The sequence below is a fragment of the Bradyrhizobium sp. GCM10028915 genome, from assembly GCF_042666195.1.
In the GTDB taxonomy this organism is placed as follows: domain Bacteria; phylum Pseudomonadota; class Alphaproteobacteria; order Rhizobiales; family Xanthobacteraceae; genus Bradyrhizobium; species Bradyrhizobium canariense_D.
This window is the reverse complement of the sequence record NZ_JBHTFN010000009.1, coordinates 1-15,186: the sequence shown is the minus strand read 5'-3', so window position 1 is coordinate 15,186 and position 15,186 is coordinate 1. Positions and strand designations below refer to the sequence as shown.

The 15,186-nt window shown below is 65.9% G+C and carries 14 protein-coding genes and 1 pseudogene; 6 read left to right on the top strand and 9 right to left on the bottom strand.

The features are described 5' to 3' along the window. Positions 1-160: 160 nt before the first annotated feature. The gene (locus tag ACFQX9_RS07870; protein WP_085352255.1) at positions 161-706 is read left to right on the top strand and encodes a sigma-70 family RNA polymerase sigma factor; all 546 of its coding nucleotides are present in this window, start codon (positions 161-163) and stop codon (positions 704-706) included. A 2-nt stretch (positions 707-708) separates the two neighbouring features. After that, the gene (locus ACFQX9_RS07865) at positions 709-1,347 is read left to right on the top strand and encodes an NrsF family protein (RefSeq protein WP_085352256.1); all 639 of its coding nucleotides are present in this window, start codon (positions 709-711) and stop codon (positions 1,345-1,347) included. Between the two features lie 10 nt (positions 1,348-1,357). On the opposite strand, the gene ACFQX9_RS07860 is transcribed toward ACFQX9_RS07865, so the two are convergent. Then, positions 1,358-2,461: a DUF2336 domain-containing protein gene (locus ACFQX9_RS07860; RefSeq protein WP_085352257.1), complete on the bottom strand. Its 1,104-nt coding sequence runs from the start codon at positions 2,459-2,461 to the stop codon at positions 1,358-1,360. A gap of 63 nt (positions 2,462-2,524) precedes the next feature. Further along, positions 2,525-3,682 (bottom strand): GGDEF domain-containing protein, encoded by a 1,158-nt coding sequence (locus ACFQX9_RS07855; protein ID WP_085352258.1) that lies wholly within the window; start codon positions 3,680-3,682, stop codon positions 2,525-2,527. A gap of 433 nt (positions 3,683-4,115) precedes the next feature. Here ACFQX9_RS07855 and ACFQX9_RS07850 point away from each other — a divergent pair, with 433 nt between their 5' ends. From ACFQX9_RS07850 to ACFQX9_RS07835, 4 genes are all read left to right on the top strand, one after another. Next, positions 4,116-4,685: a sigma-70 family RNA polymerase sigma factor gene (locus tag ACFQX9_RS07850; RefSeq protein WP_007593582.1), complete on the top strand. Its 570-nt coding sequence runs from the start codon at positions 4,116-4,118 to the stop codon at positions 4,683-4,685. Then, complete coding sequence (locus ACFQX9_RS07845; RefSeq protein WP_026233260.1) at positions 4,682-5,377, top strand: hypothetical protein; 696 nt, start codon at positions 4,682-4,684, stop codon at positions 5,375-5,377. Before ACFQX9_RS07850 ends, ACFQX9_RS07845 begins: the two co-directional genes overlap by 4 nt. 15 nt (positions 5,378-5,392) lie before the next feature. Continuing rightward, a complete protein-coding gene (locus tag ACFQX9_RS07840; RefSeq protein ID WP_085352259.1) occupies positions 5,393-7,090 on the top strand; it encodes a S8 family serine peptidase in 1,698 nt (565 codons plus the stop codon). A gap of 508 nt (positions 7,091-7,598) precedes the next feature. Further along, entirely contained in the window at positions 7,599-8,240 is a 642-nt protein-coding gene (locus ACFQX9_RS07835) for a TIGR03809 family protein (RefSeq protein WP_018456886.1), read from the top strand. A 27-nt stretch (positions 8,241-8,267) separates the two neighbouring features. Here ACFQX9_RS07835 and ACFQX9_RS07830 read toward each other — a convergent pair whose 3' ends face one another. From ACFQX9_RS07830 to ACFQX9_RS07800, 7 genes and pseudogenes are all read right to left on the bottom strand, one after another. Next, complete coding sequence (locus ACFQX9_RS07830; RefSeq protein ID WP_377787621.1) at positions 8,268-9,638, bottom strand: TIGR03808 family TAT-translocated repetitive protein; 1,371 nt, start codon at positions 9,636-9,638, stop codon at positions 8,268-8,270. A gap of 103 nt (positions 9,639-9,741) precedes the next feature. Continuing rightward, positions 9,742-10,395 (bottom strand): pyroglutamyl-peptidase I, encoded by a 654-nt coding sequence (locus ACFQX9_RS07825; protein WP_018456884.1) that lies wholly within the window; start codon positions 10,393-10,395, stop codon positions 9,742-9,744. Further along, positions 10,392-11,381, bottom strand: a complete 990-nt coding sequence (meaB, locus tag ACFQX9_RS07820; RefSeq protein ID WP_018456883.1) for a methylmalonyl Co-A mutase-associated GTPase MeaB — start codon at positions 11,379-11,381, stop codon at positions 10,392-10,394. Before meaB ends, ACFQX9_RS07825 begins: the two co-directional genes overlap by 4 nt. Before the next feature lie 51 nt (positions 11,382-11,432). Then, positions 11,433-12,947, bottom strand: a complete 1,515-nt coding sequence (locus tag ACFQX9_RS07815; protein ID WP_085352261.1) for a tripartite tricarboxylate transporter permease — start codon at positions 12,945-12,947, stop codon at positions 11,433-11,435. A 4-nt stretch (positions 12,948-12,951) separates the two neighbouring features. Then, positions 12,952-13,446: a tripartite tricarboxylate transporter TctB family protein gene (locus ACFQX9_RS07810; RefSeq protein WP_007608177.1), complete on the bottom strand. Its 495-nt coding sequence runs from the start codon at positions 13,444-13,446 to the stop codon at positions 12,952-12,954. 174 nt (positions 13,447-13,620) lie between these two features. Further along, positions 13,621-14,613, bottom strand: coding sequence for a tripartite tricarboxylate transporter substrate binding protein (locus tag ACFQX9_RS07805; protein WP_377787616.1), 993 nt, complete (start codon positions 14,611-14,613; stop codon positions 13,621-13,623). A 366-nt stretch (positions 14,614-14,979) separates the two neighbouring features. Next, positions 14,980-15,186: pseudogene (locus ACFQX9_RS07800) on the bottom strand (hypothetical protein); the annotation flags it as partial.

The following is a 15,186-nucleotide window of genomic DNA, read 5'->3' as shown; positions in this document are numbered from 1 at the left end:
CGGCCGCGGGGTGCGGACTGGACCGATCGGTGTTATGAGCCGTCGCAGATCCTGACGGCCGCATCGGTCGCGTGGCCAAGCCAGATCACGAATTCGTGATCTGGCTGATGCCAGCGTAACAAACTGAAAGAGCGGCCGAATTGCATGGTGAGGGGCGCGCGTGCGCGGACGTGAGGACGAGTGGACCGGCCTGATGCGGTCGGCCATGGCAGGCGATGACGCGGCGTATCATCGCCTGTTGAAGGCGGTCACGCCTGTGCTGCGCGCTGCCGCGAGGCGCGGCCTGGCTCGGGCCGGGCAGCCTCCCGACCAGGCCGAGGATATCGTGCAGGAGATTTTGTTGGCGGTGCATCTGAAGCGGCACACTTGGGACAGCGAAGCCCCCTTCGCCCCGTGGCTGTTTGCGATCGGCCGCAACAAGCTGATCGACATGCTGCGGCGACGGGGCAGGCGGATCTTCGTCAACATCGACGATTTCGCCGAGACCCTGCCGGGCGAGGCGCCGCAGGAGACGGTCTCGGCCGGCGAAGTCGCCAGCCAGCTCAATACGCTGCCGCAGCGCCAGCGCGACGTGTTGCAGTCGATCGCGGTCGACAGCACGTCGATCAAGGACACGGCGGTGAAATATTCGATGAGCGAGGGCGCGGTGCGGGTCGCGCTACATCGCGGACTTGCCGCGCTGACTGCCAAACTGCGGGACCAGTAGTCATGGACACCGATCAACTCATTCGCTCGCTCGCGGCCGACAACGCCCATCGTCCGCCGCGCGTCGGCGCGGTGCTGACCATGGCGCTGCTGGTCGCTGCGCCGCTGTCGATCCTGATCTTCGCCACCTTTCTCGGTGTGCGTCACGACGTGATGAGCGCGATGCACAACCCGTTCTTCGACATGAAGTTCGCGGTCACGCTGTCGCTCGCGATCCCGGCGATCATCGTCAGCCTGCATCTGTCGCGTCCCGAGGCCTTGCTGCGTGGCTGGGGCTGGCTACTGCTGCTGCCGGTCGGGCTGCTCGCGGTGGCGATCGGCAGCGAGGCGATGATGGCGCCGGCCATGCCGATGACGATGCGACTGATGGGCAAGAATTCCAGGGTATGCCTGTTCGCAATCCCTGCGATGTCGCTGCCGCTGCTTGCTGGGGCCCTGTTCGGCCTTCGCCACGGTGCGCCGTCCCATCCCGCACTCGCCGGGGCGCTCGCTGGCCTGGTGTCGGCGGGCCTTGCCGCGACGCTGTACGCTTCACACTGTACCGACGACTCGCCGCTGTTCGTCGCGACCTGGTACACGCTCGCGACCGCGTTGGTGGCGGCAATTGGCGCGCTGGCGGGGGCGAAGGTCCTACGCTACTAGCTTGCCGGCTTCACGCCGCCGGCGTCGCGCCCTGCTGCATGCGGTGGAAGCGCAGCACTTGCTGCGCCGTCGAGCTGCGCAGCGCCTCGTAAGCGTCGCGCAGCGTCAGCATGTCGGTCTGCGAGCCGCCTGAGAGCTTCTCGCGCAGGGCAATGATGGCGCGGACGCTCGACCATTGCATGGCCGCGACCTTGGCGAGGATCATCACGCCCTCGACCCGGCTTTCGATCATCATGGTCTCGGCGGTCTCGACTGCGACGCCCGCAAGCGCCGCGAGCCCCGCATTGGTCTCATCGAACTTGCCTTGCTCCGCGAAGGTGGCGACCTGGAGCTCGGTGAGGCGGCCGTCCTCGTGCAGCGACTTCACCAGCGCGCGCGCCCTCTCGGTCTGCCTGGTCATGCTGGCGGCGCGGATTCGCTGGGCCGCTTCCTGGACCACGCTGGACACGTCGTCCGCGAACTCCGGGTGCGCGGCCTCCAGCTTCCTGCGCACGGCCAAGGAGGCCTTTGCGACCAGCTTCAAATAATGATGGCGGGGCAAGTCGGGCCGCAGGCCGATGCAACTGGCGAGGTCGTCGTCACGCTCGGCGCGGGTCACGAGGTCGGCGAGACTTCCCTCCGACAGTTGGGCACCCGGATTGCTGACGGTCGATTGCACCACGTCCTCGTCGCCGCGGGTCACCAGCACGTCCGTCAGCGCTTCCGACAGCACCCGCCGCAGCGAGATCGCCTTGAGATGGGCTTGACCCCTGGTGCGTGCGATCTCGATCAGGATCTCCTCTGCCAACCGTTCGGATTTCGACAGCACCGGGCCGGAAACCTCAATCACCTCGTCGAGCGCGAGCGTGCGGATGATCTTCGGCGGCGCAGCCGCGATCGGTGCGAGGCGGTCGGCGAGCAGCGCCTTGGCGGACGTCTCGATCTGCTCGATCAGGCATTGGAACACGTCATCGAACACACGAACGTGGTCGTCGGAATAGTCCGAGGCGTTGCCCACGAAGAGATCGGTGACGCGGCGCAGCGTCTCGACCCGGTGCGCGACGGTGCCGTGCGAGAGCGCGGTTTGCAATTCCTCGAGCAGATTCTCGGATGATTTGGCGGATTTGGATCTCATTGCCCTGTCCTGGAGCGTTCGGCCCGGCAGCGGCTTCGGTCGCGCCGGGAGAAAATGGATTGATCAGCTGGTTGCAATGCGGTTGCGCCCTTGTGCCTTGGCGGAATAGAGCGCGCTGTCGGCGCGCACGAGAAACGTGTCGGCGGTATCGTTGTCGCGCAGCGTCACGACGCCCGCGGAAATGGTCACGCGCATGCCCGGGGAGAATGCGCTCCAGTCCAGATCGGCGACGATGCCGCGCAGCCGATCGAGCGTGCGCGATGCCGCATCGACGTCCGTCCCCGGCAGCAGCAGCAAGAATTCCTCGCCGCCGTAGCGGCCGAAGCAGTCGGCCGGGCGGATGTTGGCGAAAATGGTGATTGCGAAGGTGCGCAGCACCTCGTCGCCGACGGGATGGCCATGGGCGTCGTTGATGCGCTTGAACCAGTCGAGATCGATCAGTGCGATCGCGCAAGGGGTCGATGTCTGCCGCGATTTTTCGATCTCGGCGTCGAGAAGCCGCATGATGCAGCGGCGGTTGTAGGAGCCGGTGAGCTCGTCGAGCTCCGCCAGCTCCTCGATGCGCTGATAGGCGGCCTTCAGCTCGATGCTGCGCCGGTACAGGATCTTGCGCAGCGTGGCGCCGAACAGGCCGAGGAAGGCGCACTGGCCAATCACCAGCACGAAGCACAGCATCGAGGCGGCCCGTTGCAGCTGGGTCGTAACCGGCAGTCCGATTGGCAAGTCCGAGGCGAGGAAGACCAAGGCGAGCCCGCAAGTGGCGAGGCCCCAGGTGAGCATCGCCTGGCTCGGTGTCATACGAAGCGTGCCGAAGGCGAAGATCAGAAACAGCACGGCAAGGAACGCAACTCCGACTGTCGGCACCGCGAGCAGGAACAGCAGCTGCAGCGACATATGCGCCGAGATCTGGAAGACGGTGAGGTAATGATCCTCGAACCGGTCGCCCAAGCCCGCTTCCGATAGCACGGTGAAGGTTCCGATGGTCAGAAGGCCGCCGAGCCAGAACAGTGACGGAACACCCATGGAGATGACGCCGTCATAGGCGTAGAGCAGCAGGACGGAGGCGCCGAGCGAGTAGCTCGCCACCTGGCCGACATACATCTGGCGCCGCTGCCGGATCCGGCGCGCCAGGACCTCGGGTGCCGCTGCAGCGGTCGTCAGGGCGAGATCCGCGGCCTCAGCGGCATTCCTCTCGGGAAAGGACGTCGCAGCCGTGCTCATGGTCCCGCCCAATGGTGGATGTCAGCCCAAAAATCTACGTGGCAAGCCTTTAGGTTTGGTATCCTTCGAAACCGAATCCACGCTGTGCAGCGCAGGAGCGGGGACGTCGAGCGGCCGAGGAATTTGCCGGCCATGAGGCGTCGTGTGCGACGCGGTCGAGCCAAAGCAGGGCTTCGGAAGACATATGTCGTGCTAGGCTGCTAAGGTTCCATGCACGTCGGCCCCTCTATGCTGGACGGCATTGCTCAGGAAAGTGCTTCATTACTATGTTACCGTTCTTGAGCGCGGCGCCCAGCCGCGGGTGGCAAAAGGAAATTTCGCGTATGTGGGGTAGATCACACAGCCTCCCGTATGACTGCGGTAGGGTGAACAATTTTACCCCTCCCGTCGAACCGTCTGCCGCATCGACCCGACCAATCTTGCGAGACGGCCTTTGAGCGTGACACAAGCGGCTTCGGACGAGATCCTGATCGCCAGGATCGCTCAAGGCGACCGGCTCGCCATGCAGGTGCTGTACGGGCGGCACCATGTCAGGGTGTATCGGTTCGGCCTTCGGCTCGTGCGGGACGAGCAGGCGGCGGAAGACCTCATCAGTGAGGTATTTCTCGACGTCTGGCGTCAAGCCGGCAAGTTCGAGGGCCGATCCGCCGTTTCCACCTGGCTGCTGGCCATTACCCGATTCAAGGCCCTGTCTGCGCTTCGGCGCAGGAAGGATTTTGAGTTGGACGACGACGCCGCGAACGCGATCGAGGACACGTCCGACAATCCGGAAACGGCGGTGCAGAAGAAGGATACCAGTGAAGCGTTGCGGGAGTGTCTGACGGGCCTCTCGCCGGATCATCGGGAAATCGTCGATCTCGTCTACTACCACGAGAAATCCGTGGAAGAGGTGGCCGAAATCGTTGGCATCCCGGAGAACACTGTGAAGACGCGCTTGTTCTATGCGCGCAAGAAATTGGCCGAACTGCTGAAGGCAGCCGGCATTGAGCGAGGCTGGCCATGATGGCTTTGAGCAAGAAGATGCTGGAGCAAGAGCCCGGTGAAATTGAACTGCTGCTGCCGTGGCACGCCGCCGGCACGCTGAACCCGCGCGATGCGCGCCGCGTCGACGAGGCGCTAGCGCGCGATCCCGAGCTCGCGAAGCAATATGCCGCGATCCGCGGCGAGTATGAAGAGACCATTCATCTGAACGAGAGCCTGGGTGCTCCGTCGGCGCGCGCGATGCAGAAGCTGTTCGCGGCGATCGACGCCGAGCCCGCGCGGGCGGCCGGTTCGCTGCCGCTGTCGGCGCGCATCGCCACCTTCTTTGCGAGCCTGTCGCCGCGCACTCTCGCCTGGTCGGCGAGCCTTGGCGCCATGGCCCTCGTGCTGCAAGCCGGAATCATCGGCGCGGTGTTGACGCAGACCCAGACTGCGACCTTCCAGACTGCTTCGCTCTCGACCAGCGCTCCGATCACACGCGACCTCGGCACGACCGTCCCGCCAGCGCGCGCGCTGGTACGCTTCACGCCCGAGGCGCGCGTCGCCGACATCACCGCATTGCTCGACGGCTACCAGGCTTCGATCATCGGTGATGCCAAGGGCGGCATGTTCCGCCTCCAGTTCGACAAGGCGATGAGCCGTGACGAACTCAACTCGCTGCTTGGCAAGATGCAGCGCGAGAAGTTCGTCAACCTCGCCGTCGCGGCGCCGTAAGGCGCTTCCAAGCTGATGACGCGCAAGTCCGAAAGTGGAGTAAGAGCCGGGGTCTGCGCTTCGTCGGTCGCAGCCGCGCTTTTGCTCGCCGCCTGTCTCGGCGTCGAGGTTGCGCAGGCGCAGGCGATCATGCGCACGCCGACGATCAGCGTCCCCTCCCGAATGCCAACCATTTCTCCTGGCATCGCCGCACGCGTCGGTCCCGGTGTTGCGGTGGCTGTTGGCCGTAGTCCCGGTCCGATCGTGACGACGAGGATTTCGGCGCGGATGGGACCGACGCCGGTGTTGCCTTATGCGCGCTACTCCCCGAACCTCTATCCCGCCTGTACCGCGCCCGATCGCGACGCCGCCGGCGAATGCCTGGCGCAGCAGAACGCAGGCGGCGATGGCTCGGGCAAATCGGGCAAGAAGACCGCCGGAAAGCGGCGCGGCAACAACGCGCCCGTCGCCGCGGATTTGCGTACCTTCGCCGACGAATTCGTCGCCGAGATCGATGGCGGGCTGTCGTCGACCGAGGCCGACGAGCTTGCGCGTCGCCATGGCCTGACTCGCGTGACTTCCGAGAATTTTCCGCTGATCGGGGCAACGTTCGGACTGTTCCGCATCACCGACGGCCGGCCCTCCGCGACGGTGCGGCGTGAATTCGCGGCCGACGGCAGCGTGCGCTCGGTCCAGCCGAACTTCCGCTACCTGCTCCAGGACCAGAAATCGTCGGTGCCGACCGAGGGAGATCCCGCGCAATATGCGCTGGCCAAGCTCCGCCTGCCGCAGGCACATACTCTCGCGCATGGCGCGAATGTGACGGTTGCTGTGATCGACTCCGGCATCGACGCCCGACATCCGGAACTTGCCAATTCCATTGCCGACAATTTCGATGCGCTCGGTAGCGCCGAAGGCCCGCACATTCATGGCACCGGCATTGCAGGCGCCATCGTGGCGCATGCCAAGCTGATGGGCAGCGCGCCCGAGGCGCGCATCATCGCCATCCGCGCCTTCGGCGGCACCACCGGCGGGGCCGAGAGCTCGTCCTACATCATCCTGCGCTCTCTGAACTATGCCGCCGAGCACGGCGCGCAGATCGTCAACATGAGCTTTGCCGGTCCCAAAGACGCGGTGATCGAGCGGGCCATCGCGGCGACCGCCGCGCGTGGCCTGGTGCTGATCGCAGCCGCCGGCAATGCCGGCGCGAAGTCGCCGCCGCTCTATCCGGCCGCCAATCCCAACGTGATCGCGGTCAGCGCAACCGACCAGCAGGACCGGCTGTTCACCGCCTCCAACCGTGGCAACTACATCGCGGTCGCGGCCCCCGGCGTCGATATCTTCCTGCCGGCGCCTGACGGCAAATACCAGATGACGTCGGGCACCTCGTTCTCGGCCGCCTATGTCTCCGGCGTCGCGGCGCTGCTGCTCGAGCGCAACTCCGCCTTGAAGCCGGAAGCGCTGCGCACGACGCTGGCGAAGACGGCGCGTGACCTCGGTTCACCCGGGCGTGATGATCTGTTCGGCGATGGCGAGGCCGACGCGTTTGCCGCGGTCATGGCCGTTCCCGCCGCCGGCGCGACGCCGGTCGCGGCCGCATCCGGTACAACAAAACGTGAAGATATCGAGAAGCGTCGCGACGAGCCTGGCATCCGCGCATTAGAGCAACCCTCGTTGTCGAGCACCGAGGATAAAGCCACGGTTTCTCAGGCGGATAGGCCGGCGACGCGATAGCGGCTCCGACAACTTTGCGCGCGGCGCGAAGGTTGAAAAATCAAACGCCGCATTGAACGTTCGGCCCGCTGCCACGACCAAATTATGTGGGAGCGGTTATCCCTCCCCATAAGTCATATCAGGCGCGAGCGCCCATCCACCCCAAGCGCCCATATGGCTCGACCCGTCCGGTTGTCCCCCCGGACGGGTCTTTTCTTTTTGGGCGTCCAATCCCTCGAAGCCTGCGCGAGATCAGCTTCCGGTTGAGAGATCGTGGCTCACTCATCGCCACTGCTCCGCCGGCACGCCGCAAGCGCGCTATGCTTGTGCGAAGCTTGACTCCAAAACCGCTTGAATCTCCGCACGACTACGGAGTTTGGCGACGAAAACATCGTCGTTGCTGGACAAGTCAAAACTTTTCCACAAAATATTCACGTCGCGTCTAAATTGATTCGTGTGCGTTGCGTCGCGTCCGTATTTTCTCCTGACGGGCTGATTTATGACACATCGCCAAGAGGCTATTCGCGACGTGGCTATTGGCCGCGACATTGCGGCACGCTGGTGCGCTCTCGCCGAGCAGCGGCTGGTGCATCTCTCCGAGATGTTCGAGACCGGGCGCTGGCGCCGCTATCACTCCGAGATCGCATTTCTCGAAAACATCCAGGAAGCGAAGCTCGCCGTCCAGACCTGGCGCGCCCTTGCCACCGGCGCTGACGTCGCCACGGCGGCCGCGAGCGTGTCGCCCGCATTCGGCTGGTCGCCGGCGACCATGCCCCGCATGTTTCCGCGCGAGCAGCAGGCGCAGACAGTGCAACCGAAGGCCGTGCACATCGTCCCGGAGACCGCAGTGCCGGTCAGGCTCGATCCCAAGCCGGGCGTTCTCGCCGACATCTCCGAAGCCCCGGCCGCGCGGGTCGCCGCGCCTGCCCCGATGGCACCGCTCCAAGTGCCGGCTGCCATGGCGCCGCCCACCGCGCCCGTCGCGATGACGGGGCCCAAGGTGCCGGCCGCGACGGCAGCGCCCAAGGCGCTGGCTGCGATGGCGGCGCTTCTGCCGCAGTTCTCTCCGCCGGCAGCCGAAATTGTCGCAGCCCCCGAGCGCCTGGTTGAGTTCACCTTCAGCCTCGACGGGCTCGAAGCGAAGTATCCACTGCTGCGGAACGCGTTCTAGCGTTCGGGAGGAGGCGAGCAGCGGCAGCTATCGCCGCACCGCATTCCCGCCGACCACCAATTGCGCAAACCGCTGGGCGCCGTCCACCGACAGATCGGACGTCACGGCGCGCGCATGATCGAGCCCGACCACGGCGCCGCGCGGGGTTTCCGAGATCATGTTGTTGTTGACGAGCGCGGTGCCGGCGCCGGGCACGACGGACACCCCGACGCCGGCCAGTGCCTTGCGGATCACGTTGCCCGTGATCGCGACGTCGCGGAGATATTTGCCCCAGCCGGCGACGATGCCGTAGGACGGCGCGTTCTCGATCACGTTGCCGGTGACAGATGAATCCGCCTCGATGTAGATGCCGATGCCGGCATCGTCATCCGGCGCGGTGCCGATCGGCCGCTTCGGGATCAGATTGCGGATGATGTTGCCCTGGACCACGGCGATGCGGCCGCCTTCGTTGAAATTGCAGACGGAGACGCCGACCGCGGCGCCGTCCACAATGTTGTTGGCGATCACCGCGGCCTCGAAAGCGAATTCCGAATAGAGCGCGACCTCGCGCACATCGCTGACGCTGTTGCCGGTGACGTGGATGTTCGAGGCCGAGTTGCCGCGCACGGCGGAGTAATCGCAGTTCTTGATGCGATTGCCGCGCACGATGACGTTGCCGGCGCGGAACGTGTTGATGGCGTTGCCGTACTGGCCGGAGCCGCCGGGGCCGGCCTTGATGTCCTCGATGCGGTTATCGGTGACCAGCGTGCCGTCATCGCCGATGGCCGTGCGCAGGATCTCGATGCCGTTGTCGTTGGTGCCGGTGATGGTGTTGTGGGAGACGCTGAGACCCCTGGCGTCGAACGACACCACTGCCGTCACCGCGATGTTGGTAAAGATGTTGCCCGAGATGTCGCCGGAGACCTGCTCGAGCCAGATGCCGCTGCCGCCGGAGCCGGTGATCGCGCAATCGGTGATGCGGACGTCGCGTCCGCCGAGGATCTGGATCAGCCCGCGCCGCGTCGGCAGCGGAATGCCGCCGCCGTCAAAGGTGATGCCGGAAAGGCCGATTGCATCGGAGCCGTCGCTCTGGATCGCCGAGGCCCCGCCGGTGAAGACGAATTTTGTCGCGCCGCGCACGCCGATCAGTTGCGCGCCATTTGGCAAGCGTAGCAACCCACTGCGGTAGATGCCGGGTGGCAGCGCTAGCGGCATCTGCGCCCGCGCAGCCTCGTCGATCGCCCGCTGGAGCGCGCGGGTCTGATCCTCGCTGCTGCCGGGCCGCACGCCATATTGCGTGGCATCGCGGCCGAGCAGCGACGTCAGCGGCGCCGCACGCGCGGCGTCGGCTGGTATCGCGAGCGCGCCGGCGAGGCCTGCGGTCGATGCTCCAATGAGATGGCGGCGATTGAGGTCCATGACGCGTCCTCCGGCGGACGCGGGGGTCCGCAGCGGTTAGGTAGCGCAAAAACGGGACCGCGCGGCTGGGGCCGTGAGGATTGTTCGCGGTAGGGTTAAATGTTTACACAGTCGTGTTCCGAGCCTTCCGTGCCAACTGTACCATCTCCATCAGCATCGCTTCCCCGGCGTCCACCAGTTCCTCCAGCGTGATCCGCGGCGCGCCCTTGCGGCGCACGGCGCCACTGCGCGCGAGCAGGGGAATATGGATAAATGCGGCGAGCTTTGGCCCGCCGCCCCTGACGTTTTCGATCGCGCGCCAGCTCAGGTAATTGCAGAGATAGGCGCCGGCGTCGCGCGAGGGCCGCGCGTCGATGCCGGTGAGGCGGGCGGCGCGCAGCAGCCTTGCGGTGTGTGGGCCGAAAATCAGCGCGTCCGCATTACCGGCGATGCCGCGCTTGCTCGAGCGGGTGTTGGCGGCATCGGGCCAGAGCATGGTGACGGCGTTGCGCGCGCGGCTCTCGATGCGCAGATAGGGCGTGCGTGCGGCGAGGCCGAACATCAGCAGCGCGTCGGGCTTCTCTTTCGCGAGCACCTCCGGCAATTGCCGGTCCACCGCGGCATAGGTGACTGGGAAGATGTGGCTGGAGATCGCGGCATCGTCGAGTGCGGGACGGCGCAATTGCACCAGCCGGGCGACCAGCGGCTGGGTCGGATTGTAGGGCGCGCCGGGGAACGGGCCGAAGGCGGTGAGGAGAACGCGGAGCTTGTCGCTCATTGCAGCAACTCCAGGATCTTTTCGGCGGCGAGCGCCGGCGTGAGATGGCCGTCGGCCACCTCGGTCTCGATCTTCCGGACCTTGGTTCGCACCGACGCCTCGCTGCGCAACCGCGCCAGCATGCGTTGCTCCAGCATCGACCACATCCATTTCACCTGCTGCTCGCGCCGCCGTGCGGCGAAGTCGCCGGAGGCATTCATCGCCTTGCGGTGATCGAGGACTTTCTGCCAGATCTTCGCAATGCCGTCGCCAGTCAGCGCCGAATAGGTCTCGACCGGCGGATGCCAGTGCTCGGAGCGTGGCGTCAGGATATGCAGCGCGCCGCGATAATCGGCGGCGGTGATGTTGGCGCGCTTGAGATTGTCGCCGTCGGCCTTGTTGATCGCGATCATGTCGGCGAGCTCGACCAGGCCCTTCTTGATGCCCTGCAATTCGTCGCCGCCGCCTGGCAGCATCAAGGCCAGGAAGAAATCGGTCATGTCGCAGACCGCGGTCTCGGACTGGCCGATGCCGACGGTCTCGACCAGCACGACGTCGAAGCCGGCCGCCTCGCACAGCAGCATCGCCTCGCGTGTCTTGGCCGCGACGCCGCCGAGCGTGCCCGAGGACGGCGAGGGTCGGATGAAGGCATCGTCGGAAGCCGACAGCCGGGCCATCCGCGTCTTGTCGCCGAGGATCGAGCCGCCGCTGCGGGCTGAGGACGGATCGACTGCGAGCACCGCGATCTTGTGACCCTGTTCGATCAGATGGATGCCGAGCGCGTCGATGGTGGTGGATTTGCCGACGCCGGGCGAGCCGGTGATGCCGACGCGTAGCGCTCTGCCGGTGTCAGGCAAGAGCATCTGCACCAGCTCGCGCGCCAGCGCCTGATGGTCGCTGCGCCGGCTCTCGACCAGCGTGATGGCCCGCGCCAGCGCCGCGCGGCTGCCGGCGCGAAGGTCATGGGCGAGGGATTTGATGTCCAGTGAAGGCTTTTTCTCAACCATGCCCTGCTTTACAACGCCCGCGTGGGGCAGGCGAGGGCCGCCCGCCCGATATCACCGGGATGTCGCCGCCACTCCGGTCCGCACCGGTTTCAGCTTTCGCCACACCCAGACCATCACCGGCCACAGCAGCGCCCCGATCGCCATGGCGGCGAGGATCGCGGCCACGGGGCGCTCGAAAAACGGCAAAATGCTGCCGTCCGACTTGATCAGCGAAGTGACAAAGGCCTGCTCGACCATGGTGCCCATGACGATGCCGAGCACCATCGCGGCGACGGGATAACCGTTGGCTTCCATGACATAGCCGATCACGCCGAAGGCGGCGACGGTGACGACGCCGAACATGTTGTTGCCGATAGCGAACGAGCCGACTGCGCAGCACAGCATGATGATGGGCATGATGGCGGAGCGCGGTGCCAGCAGGATGTAGGCGGCAACCCGGATCATGGCGATGCCGAGCGGGATCATCAAAATGTTCGCGATGATGAACATCAGATAGATCGCGTACATGCTCGACGCTTTCTCGGTGAACAGCGTCGGTCCGGGGTTGAGCCCCTTCATGTAGAGCACGCCGATCGCGATCGCAGCGATGGTGTCGCCGGGAATGCCGAACAGTAATGATGGCACCCAGCCCGAGGCGATGCTGGCATTGTTGCTGGCGCCGGCCTCGACCAGGCCCTCGACATGGCCGGTACCGAATTTCTCCGGTTCCTTGGAGAAGCGCTTCGACATCGCATAGGACACCCAGGCGGCCATGTCGGCGCCGGCTCCGGGCAGCACGCCGATGATGATGCCGACGATGTTCCCGCGCGTCATCTGCCAATGGTATTTCTTGGTCAGCTTCCACTGACCGGCCATGATGCTTCCGAATTTGCGCCGCGGCAGCGGCGGCGGCTCGGGCGTCAGCATCGCGCGCATCACCTGGGCGACCGCGAACACGCCGACCAGCGCGGGGATCGGCTCGATGCCGCCGAACAGATCGGTGAGGCCGAAGGTGAAGCGCGGCACGCCGCCGGGATTTTCGATGCCGACGCAGGAGACCAGCAGACCGAGGAACATGCCGGCGATCGCCTTCACCGGCGAGGAGCGCGCCACCAGCGTCGCGCACATCAGGCCGAGCAGCGCCAGCCAGAAATACTCGAAGGTCGAGAACGAGAGCGCGATCTCGGCTAGCGGAGGCGCCAGAATCATCAGCGACAGCACGCCGGCGATGCCGCCCACGGCCGAGAACCACACGCCGGCCCCGAGCGCCAACTCGGCCTGTCCCTTCCGGGTCATGGCGTAAGCCTCGTCGGCATAGGCGGCGGAGGCGGGCGTGCCGGGGATGCGCAGCAGCGCACCGGGGATGTCGCCGGAGAAGATCGCCATCGAGGAGGCCGCCACGATGGTCGCAATCGCCGCGATCGGCGAGAGATAGAAGGTGACGGGGACGAGCAGGGCGGTTGCCATCGTCGCCGACAGGCCCGGCAGCGAGCCGATCACGAGCCCGTACACCGAGGCTGCGAACATCGCGATGATGACCTCCCAGGTGGAGATCAGTGCGAACGCTTCAATCAGGGTTTTCAGCATGGGGTCACCAGGGTGTCGGCAACAGGCCGGCGGGAAGCGGCACGCGCAGCAGCTTGCCGAAGATGAGGTGGATGGCGAACGGCGCCAGCGCTGCGAGCGGCAGCGCCAGCTTCCACTTTGCCCCCAACGCGGTCGAGGTGACGTAGACCATGATCGCCGCGGTGATGATGAAGCCGAGCCGGTCGGCCGCGACCACGTAGAACAGCAACAGCGCCGGCGGCAGCAGCGCGCGCAGGCCGTACAACTTTCCCTGAGGCGGCGGGGCAGCCGCTGCCTGGCCATCCTCGAGCGGGATCAGCTCTTCCGCCTCTTCGAAGGTGTGACCGATCCCGAACACGATCGCGAGTCCGCACAGCGCAAGCCCAATGCCGATCACGAGCGGAAATACGTTGGGGCCGACCGGCTGCCCGGGCACCGGCGGCAGCAGCCAGCCGCCATAGGCGGCTGCTGTGCCGAGCACGACGAGAAACGATCCCGTGACGGAGTCGGGAAGGCGCATGGGAGGATCCTATGAGATTTCTTATCCCTCACCCCGTTCTTACGGAGAGAGGGTGGAGTCCGGGGCTGCGTCCGCGTTGGCGGTGAAAGCTGGACTTGGAGAGACTCCCCCTCACCCGAATTTGGGCTGCGCTCAAATTCGACCTCTCCCCGCAAGCGGGGAGAGGTGACAAGATCACGCCTTGCTCAGACCCGCCGCCTTCATCGCTTCGCCCATCTGGGCGTCGCCCTTGTCCATGAAGCTTGCGAACTGGCCGGCATCGCCCCACACGGTGCCGAAGCCGCGATTGCTCATGAAGTCCTTGAACTCGGCGGAGTCGTAGACCTTCTGCAGCGCCGCGGTGAGCTTCGTTGCGATCTCCGGCGGCAGGTTCTTCGGCCCGGCGATGCCGCGCCAGGCGCCGGTCGCGTAGTCGATGCCCATCGCCTCCTTCAGCGTCGGCACGTCCTTGAAGATGGGATTGCGCGCCGGCGCCATGATAGCAAGGCTCCTGGCCTTGCCGGCCTCGATGATGGCGCGGGCTTCCGGCACCGAGCAGGTGGTGAGGTCGAGGCCGCCGGCGGCGAGGTCCTGCATCGCGGGTGCGGCGCCGTTGGACGGCACCCAGGCGACCTGGTTGGCAGGCAGGCCCATCGCCTGCATCCAGCCGACCAGCGCCAGATGCCAGATGCCGCCCTGGCCGGTGCCGGAGGCCTTGAACTTGCCGGGAGGGGCCGCCTTGATGGCTTCCGCGAGCTCCTTCACCGTCTTGTAGGGCGAGGAGGAGGAGACCTGGATGCCCGGGGGGTCTTCGTTCATCAGCGCCAGCGGGGTGTAGCTCTTCGGCGCCAGCTCCGTCAGCCCTTGCCAGTGCATCATCGAGATTTCGACGGTGAGCATGCCGATGGTGTAGCCATCGGGTTGCGCGGTCGCGATCGCGGTATGGCCGACGACGCCGGAGCCGCCGGTGCGATTGACCACGTTGAAGGGCTGGCCGAGATCCTTCTCCAGAAGCGCTGCGACAATGCGCGCGGTCGCGTCAGTGCCGCCGCCCGCGCCCCAGGGCACGATCACGGTGACGGGCCGCGCTGGATAGGTTTGCGCGCGTACGGGTGTGAGACCGAATGCGGCGGATGCCGCGACTGCGGCAGATGAAGCCGCAAAGCTGCGGCGCGTAATCTTGGACATCAATGCCTCCCAGCGGCGCCCACGACGTCGGGCGCTCTTGTCTATGGCGACATTCTAGTCGGCTTTGCGGCGCGGCTGCAAGGTAGCGCTACCAGCGCTCTGCGGGCAACGCGGCCCTCATGCGTGGAATAGTGGAAGGCGAGGCCGGGAGTCTTGCCCGCCTCGGTTGAGGACGCAAACGTCACCGCGCCCATCTGAGCAGGCTCCGCTTCAATTCCGCGAACCAGTCGTCGCAGTCGCGCTCGCATCGCGCTTCATCTTTGCGACCATGAGCGATGCAGTCACCCCCTTCACCATTGCGGTCATGGCCGCGTCGTTGTCGGCGGTCTCGGTGAAGAATGGGCGGATTGCCGAGCGGCGGCCGAATTACTCTGCCGCCTCGCTATGCCCGAGCCGGGCGTTCAGCTTGCGGATCAGCTCCTCGGCCGCGTCCGCGATCACCGTGCCCGGCGGGAAGATGGCTTCCGCGCCGGCCGCGTAGAGCGCATCGTAATCCTGTGGCGGCACCACGCCGCCGACGATGATCATGATGTCGTCGCGGCCCTGCTTCTTCAGCGCGGCCTTGAGCTCCGG

Excerpts from the sequence above, each read along its gene's own strand:
- ACFQX9_RS07855 (WP_085352258.1), bottom strand. The coding sequence starts at position 3,682 with ATGAGCACGGCTGCGACGTCCTTTCCCGAGAGGAATGCCGCTGAGGCC.
- meaB (WP_018456883.1), bottom strand. The coding sequence starts at position 11,381 with ATGGTTGAGAAAAAGCCTTCACTGGACATCAAATCCCTCGCCCATGAC.
- ACFQX9_RS07845 (WP_026233260.1), top strand. The coding sequence starts at position 4,682 with ATGATGGCTTTGAGCAAGAAGATGCTGGAGCAAGAGCCCGGTGAAATT.
- ACFQX9_RS07840 (WP_085352259.1), top strand. The coding sequence starts at position 5,393 with ATGACGCGCAAGTCCGAAAGTGGAGTAAGAGCCGGGGTCTGCGCTTCG.
- ACFQX9_RS07830 (WP_377787621.1), bottom strand. The coding sequence starts at position 9,638 with ATGGACCTCAATCGCCGCCATCTCATTGGAGCATCGACCGCAGGCCTC.
- ACFQX9_RS07805 (WP_377787616.1), bottom strand. The coding sequence starts at position 14,613 with ATGTCCAAGATTACGCGCCGCAGCTTTGCGGCTTCATCTGCCGCAGTC.
- ACFQX9_RS07815 (WP_085352261.1), bottom strand. The coding sequence starts at position 12,947 with ATGCTGAAAACCCTGATTGAAGCGTTCGCACTGATCTCCACCTGGGAG.
- ACFQX9_RS07860 (WP_085352257.1), bottom strand. The coding sequence starts at position 2,461 with ATGAGATCCAAATCCGCCAAATCATCCGAGAATCTGCTCGAGGAATTG.
- ACFQX9_RS07810 (WP_007608177.1), bottom strand. The coding sequence starts at position 13,446 with ATGCGCCTTCCCGACTCCGTCACGGGATCGTTTCTCGTCGTGCTCGGC.
- ACFQX9_RS07825 (WP_018456884.1), bottom strand. The coding sequence starts at position 10,395 with ATGAGCGACAAGCTCCGCGTTCTCCTCACCGCCTTCGGCCCGTTCCCC.
- ACFQX9_RS07865 (WP_085352256.1), top strand. The coding sequence starts at position 709 with ATGGACACCGATCAACTCATTCGCTCGCTCGCGGCCGACAACGCCCAT.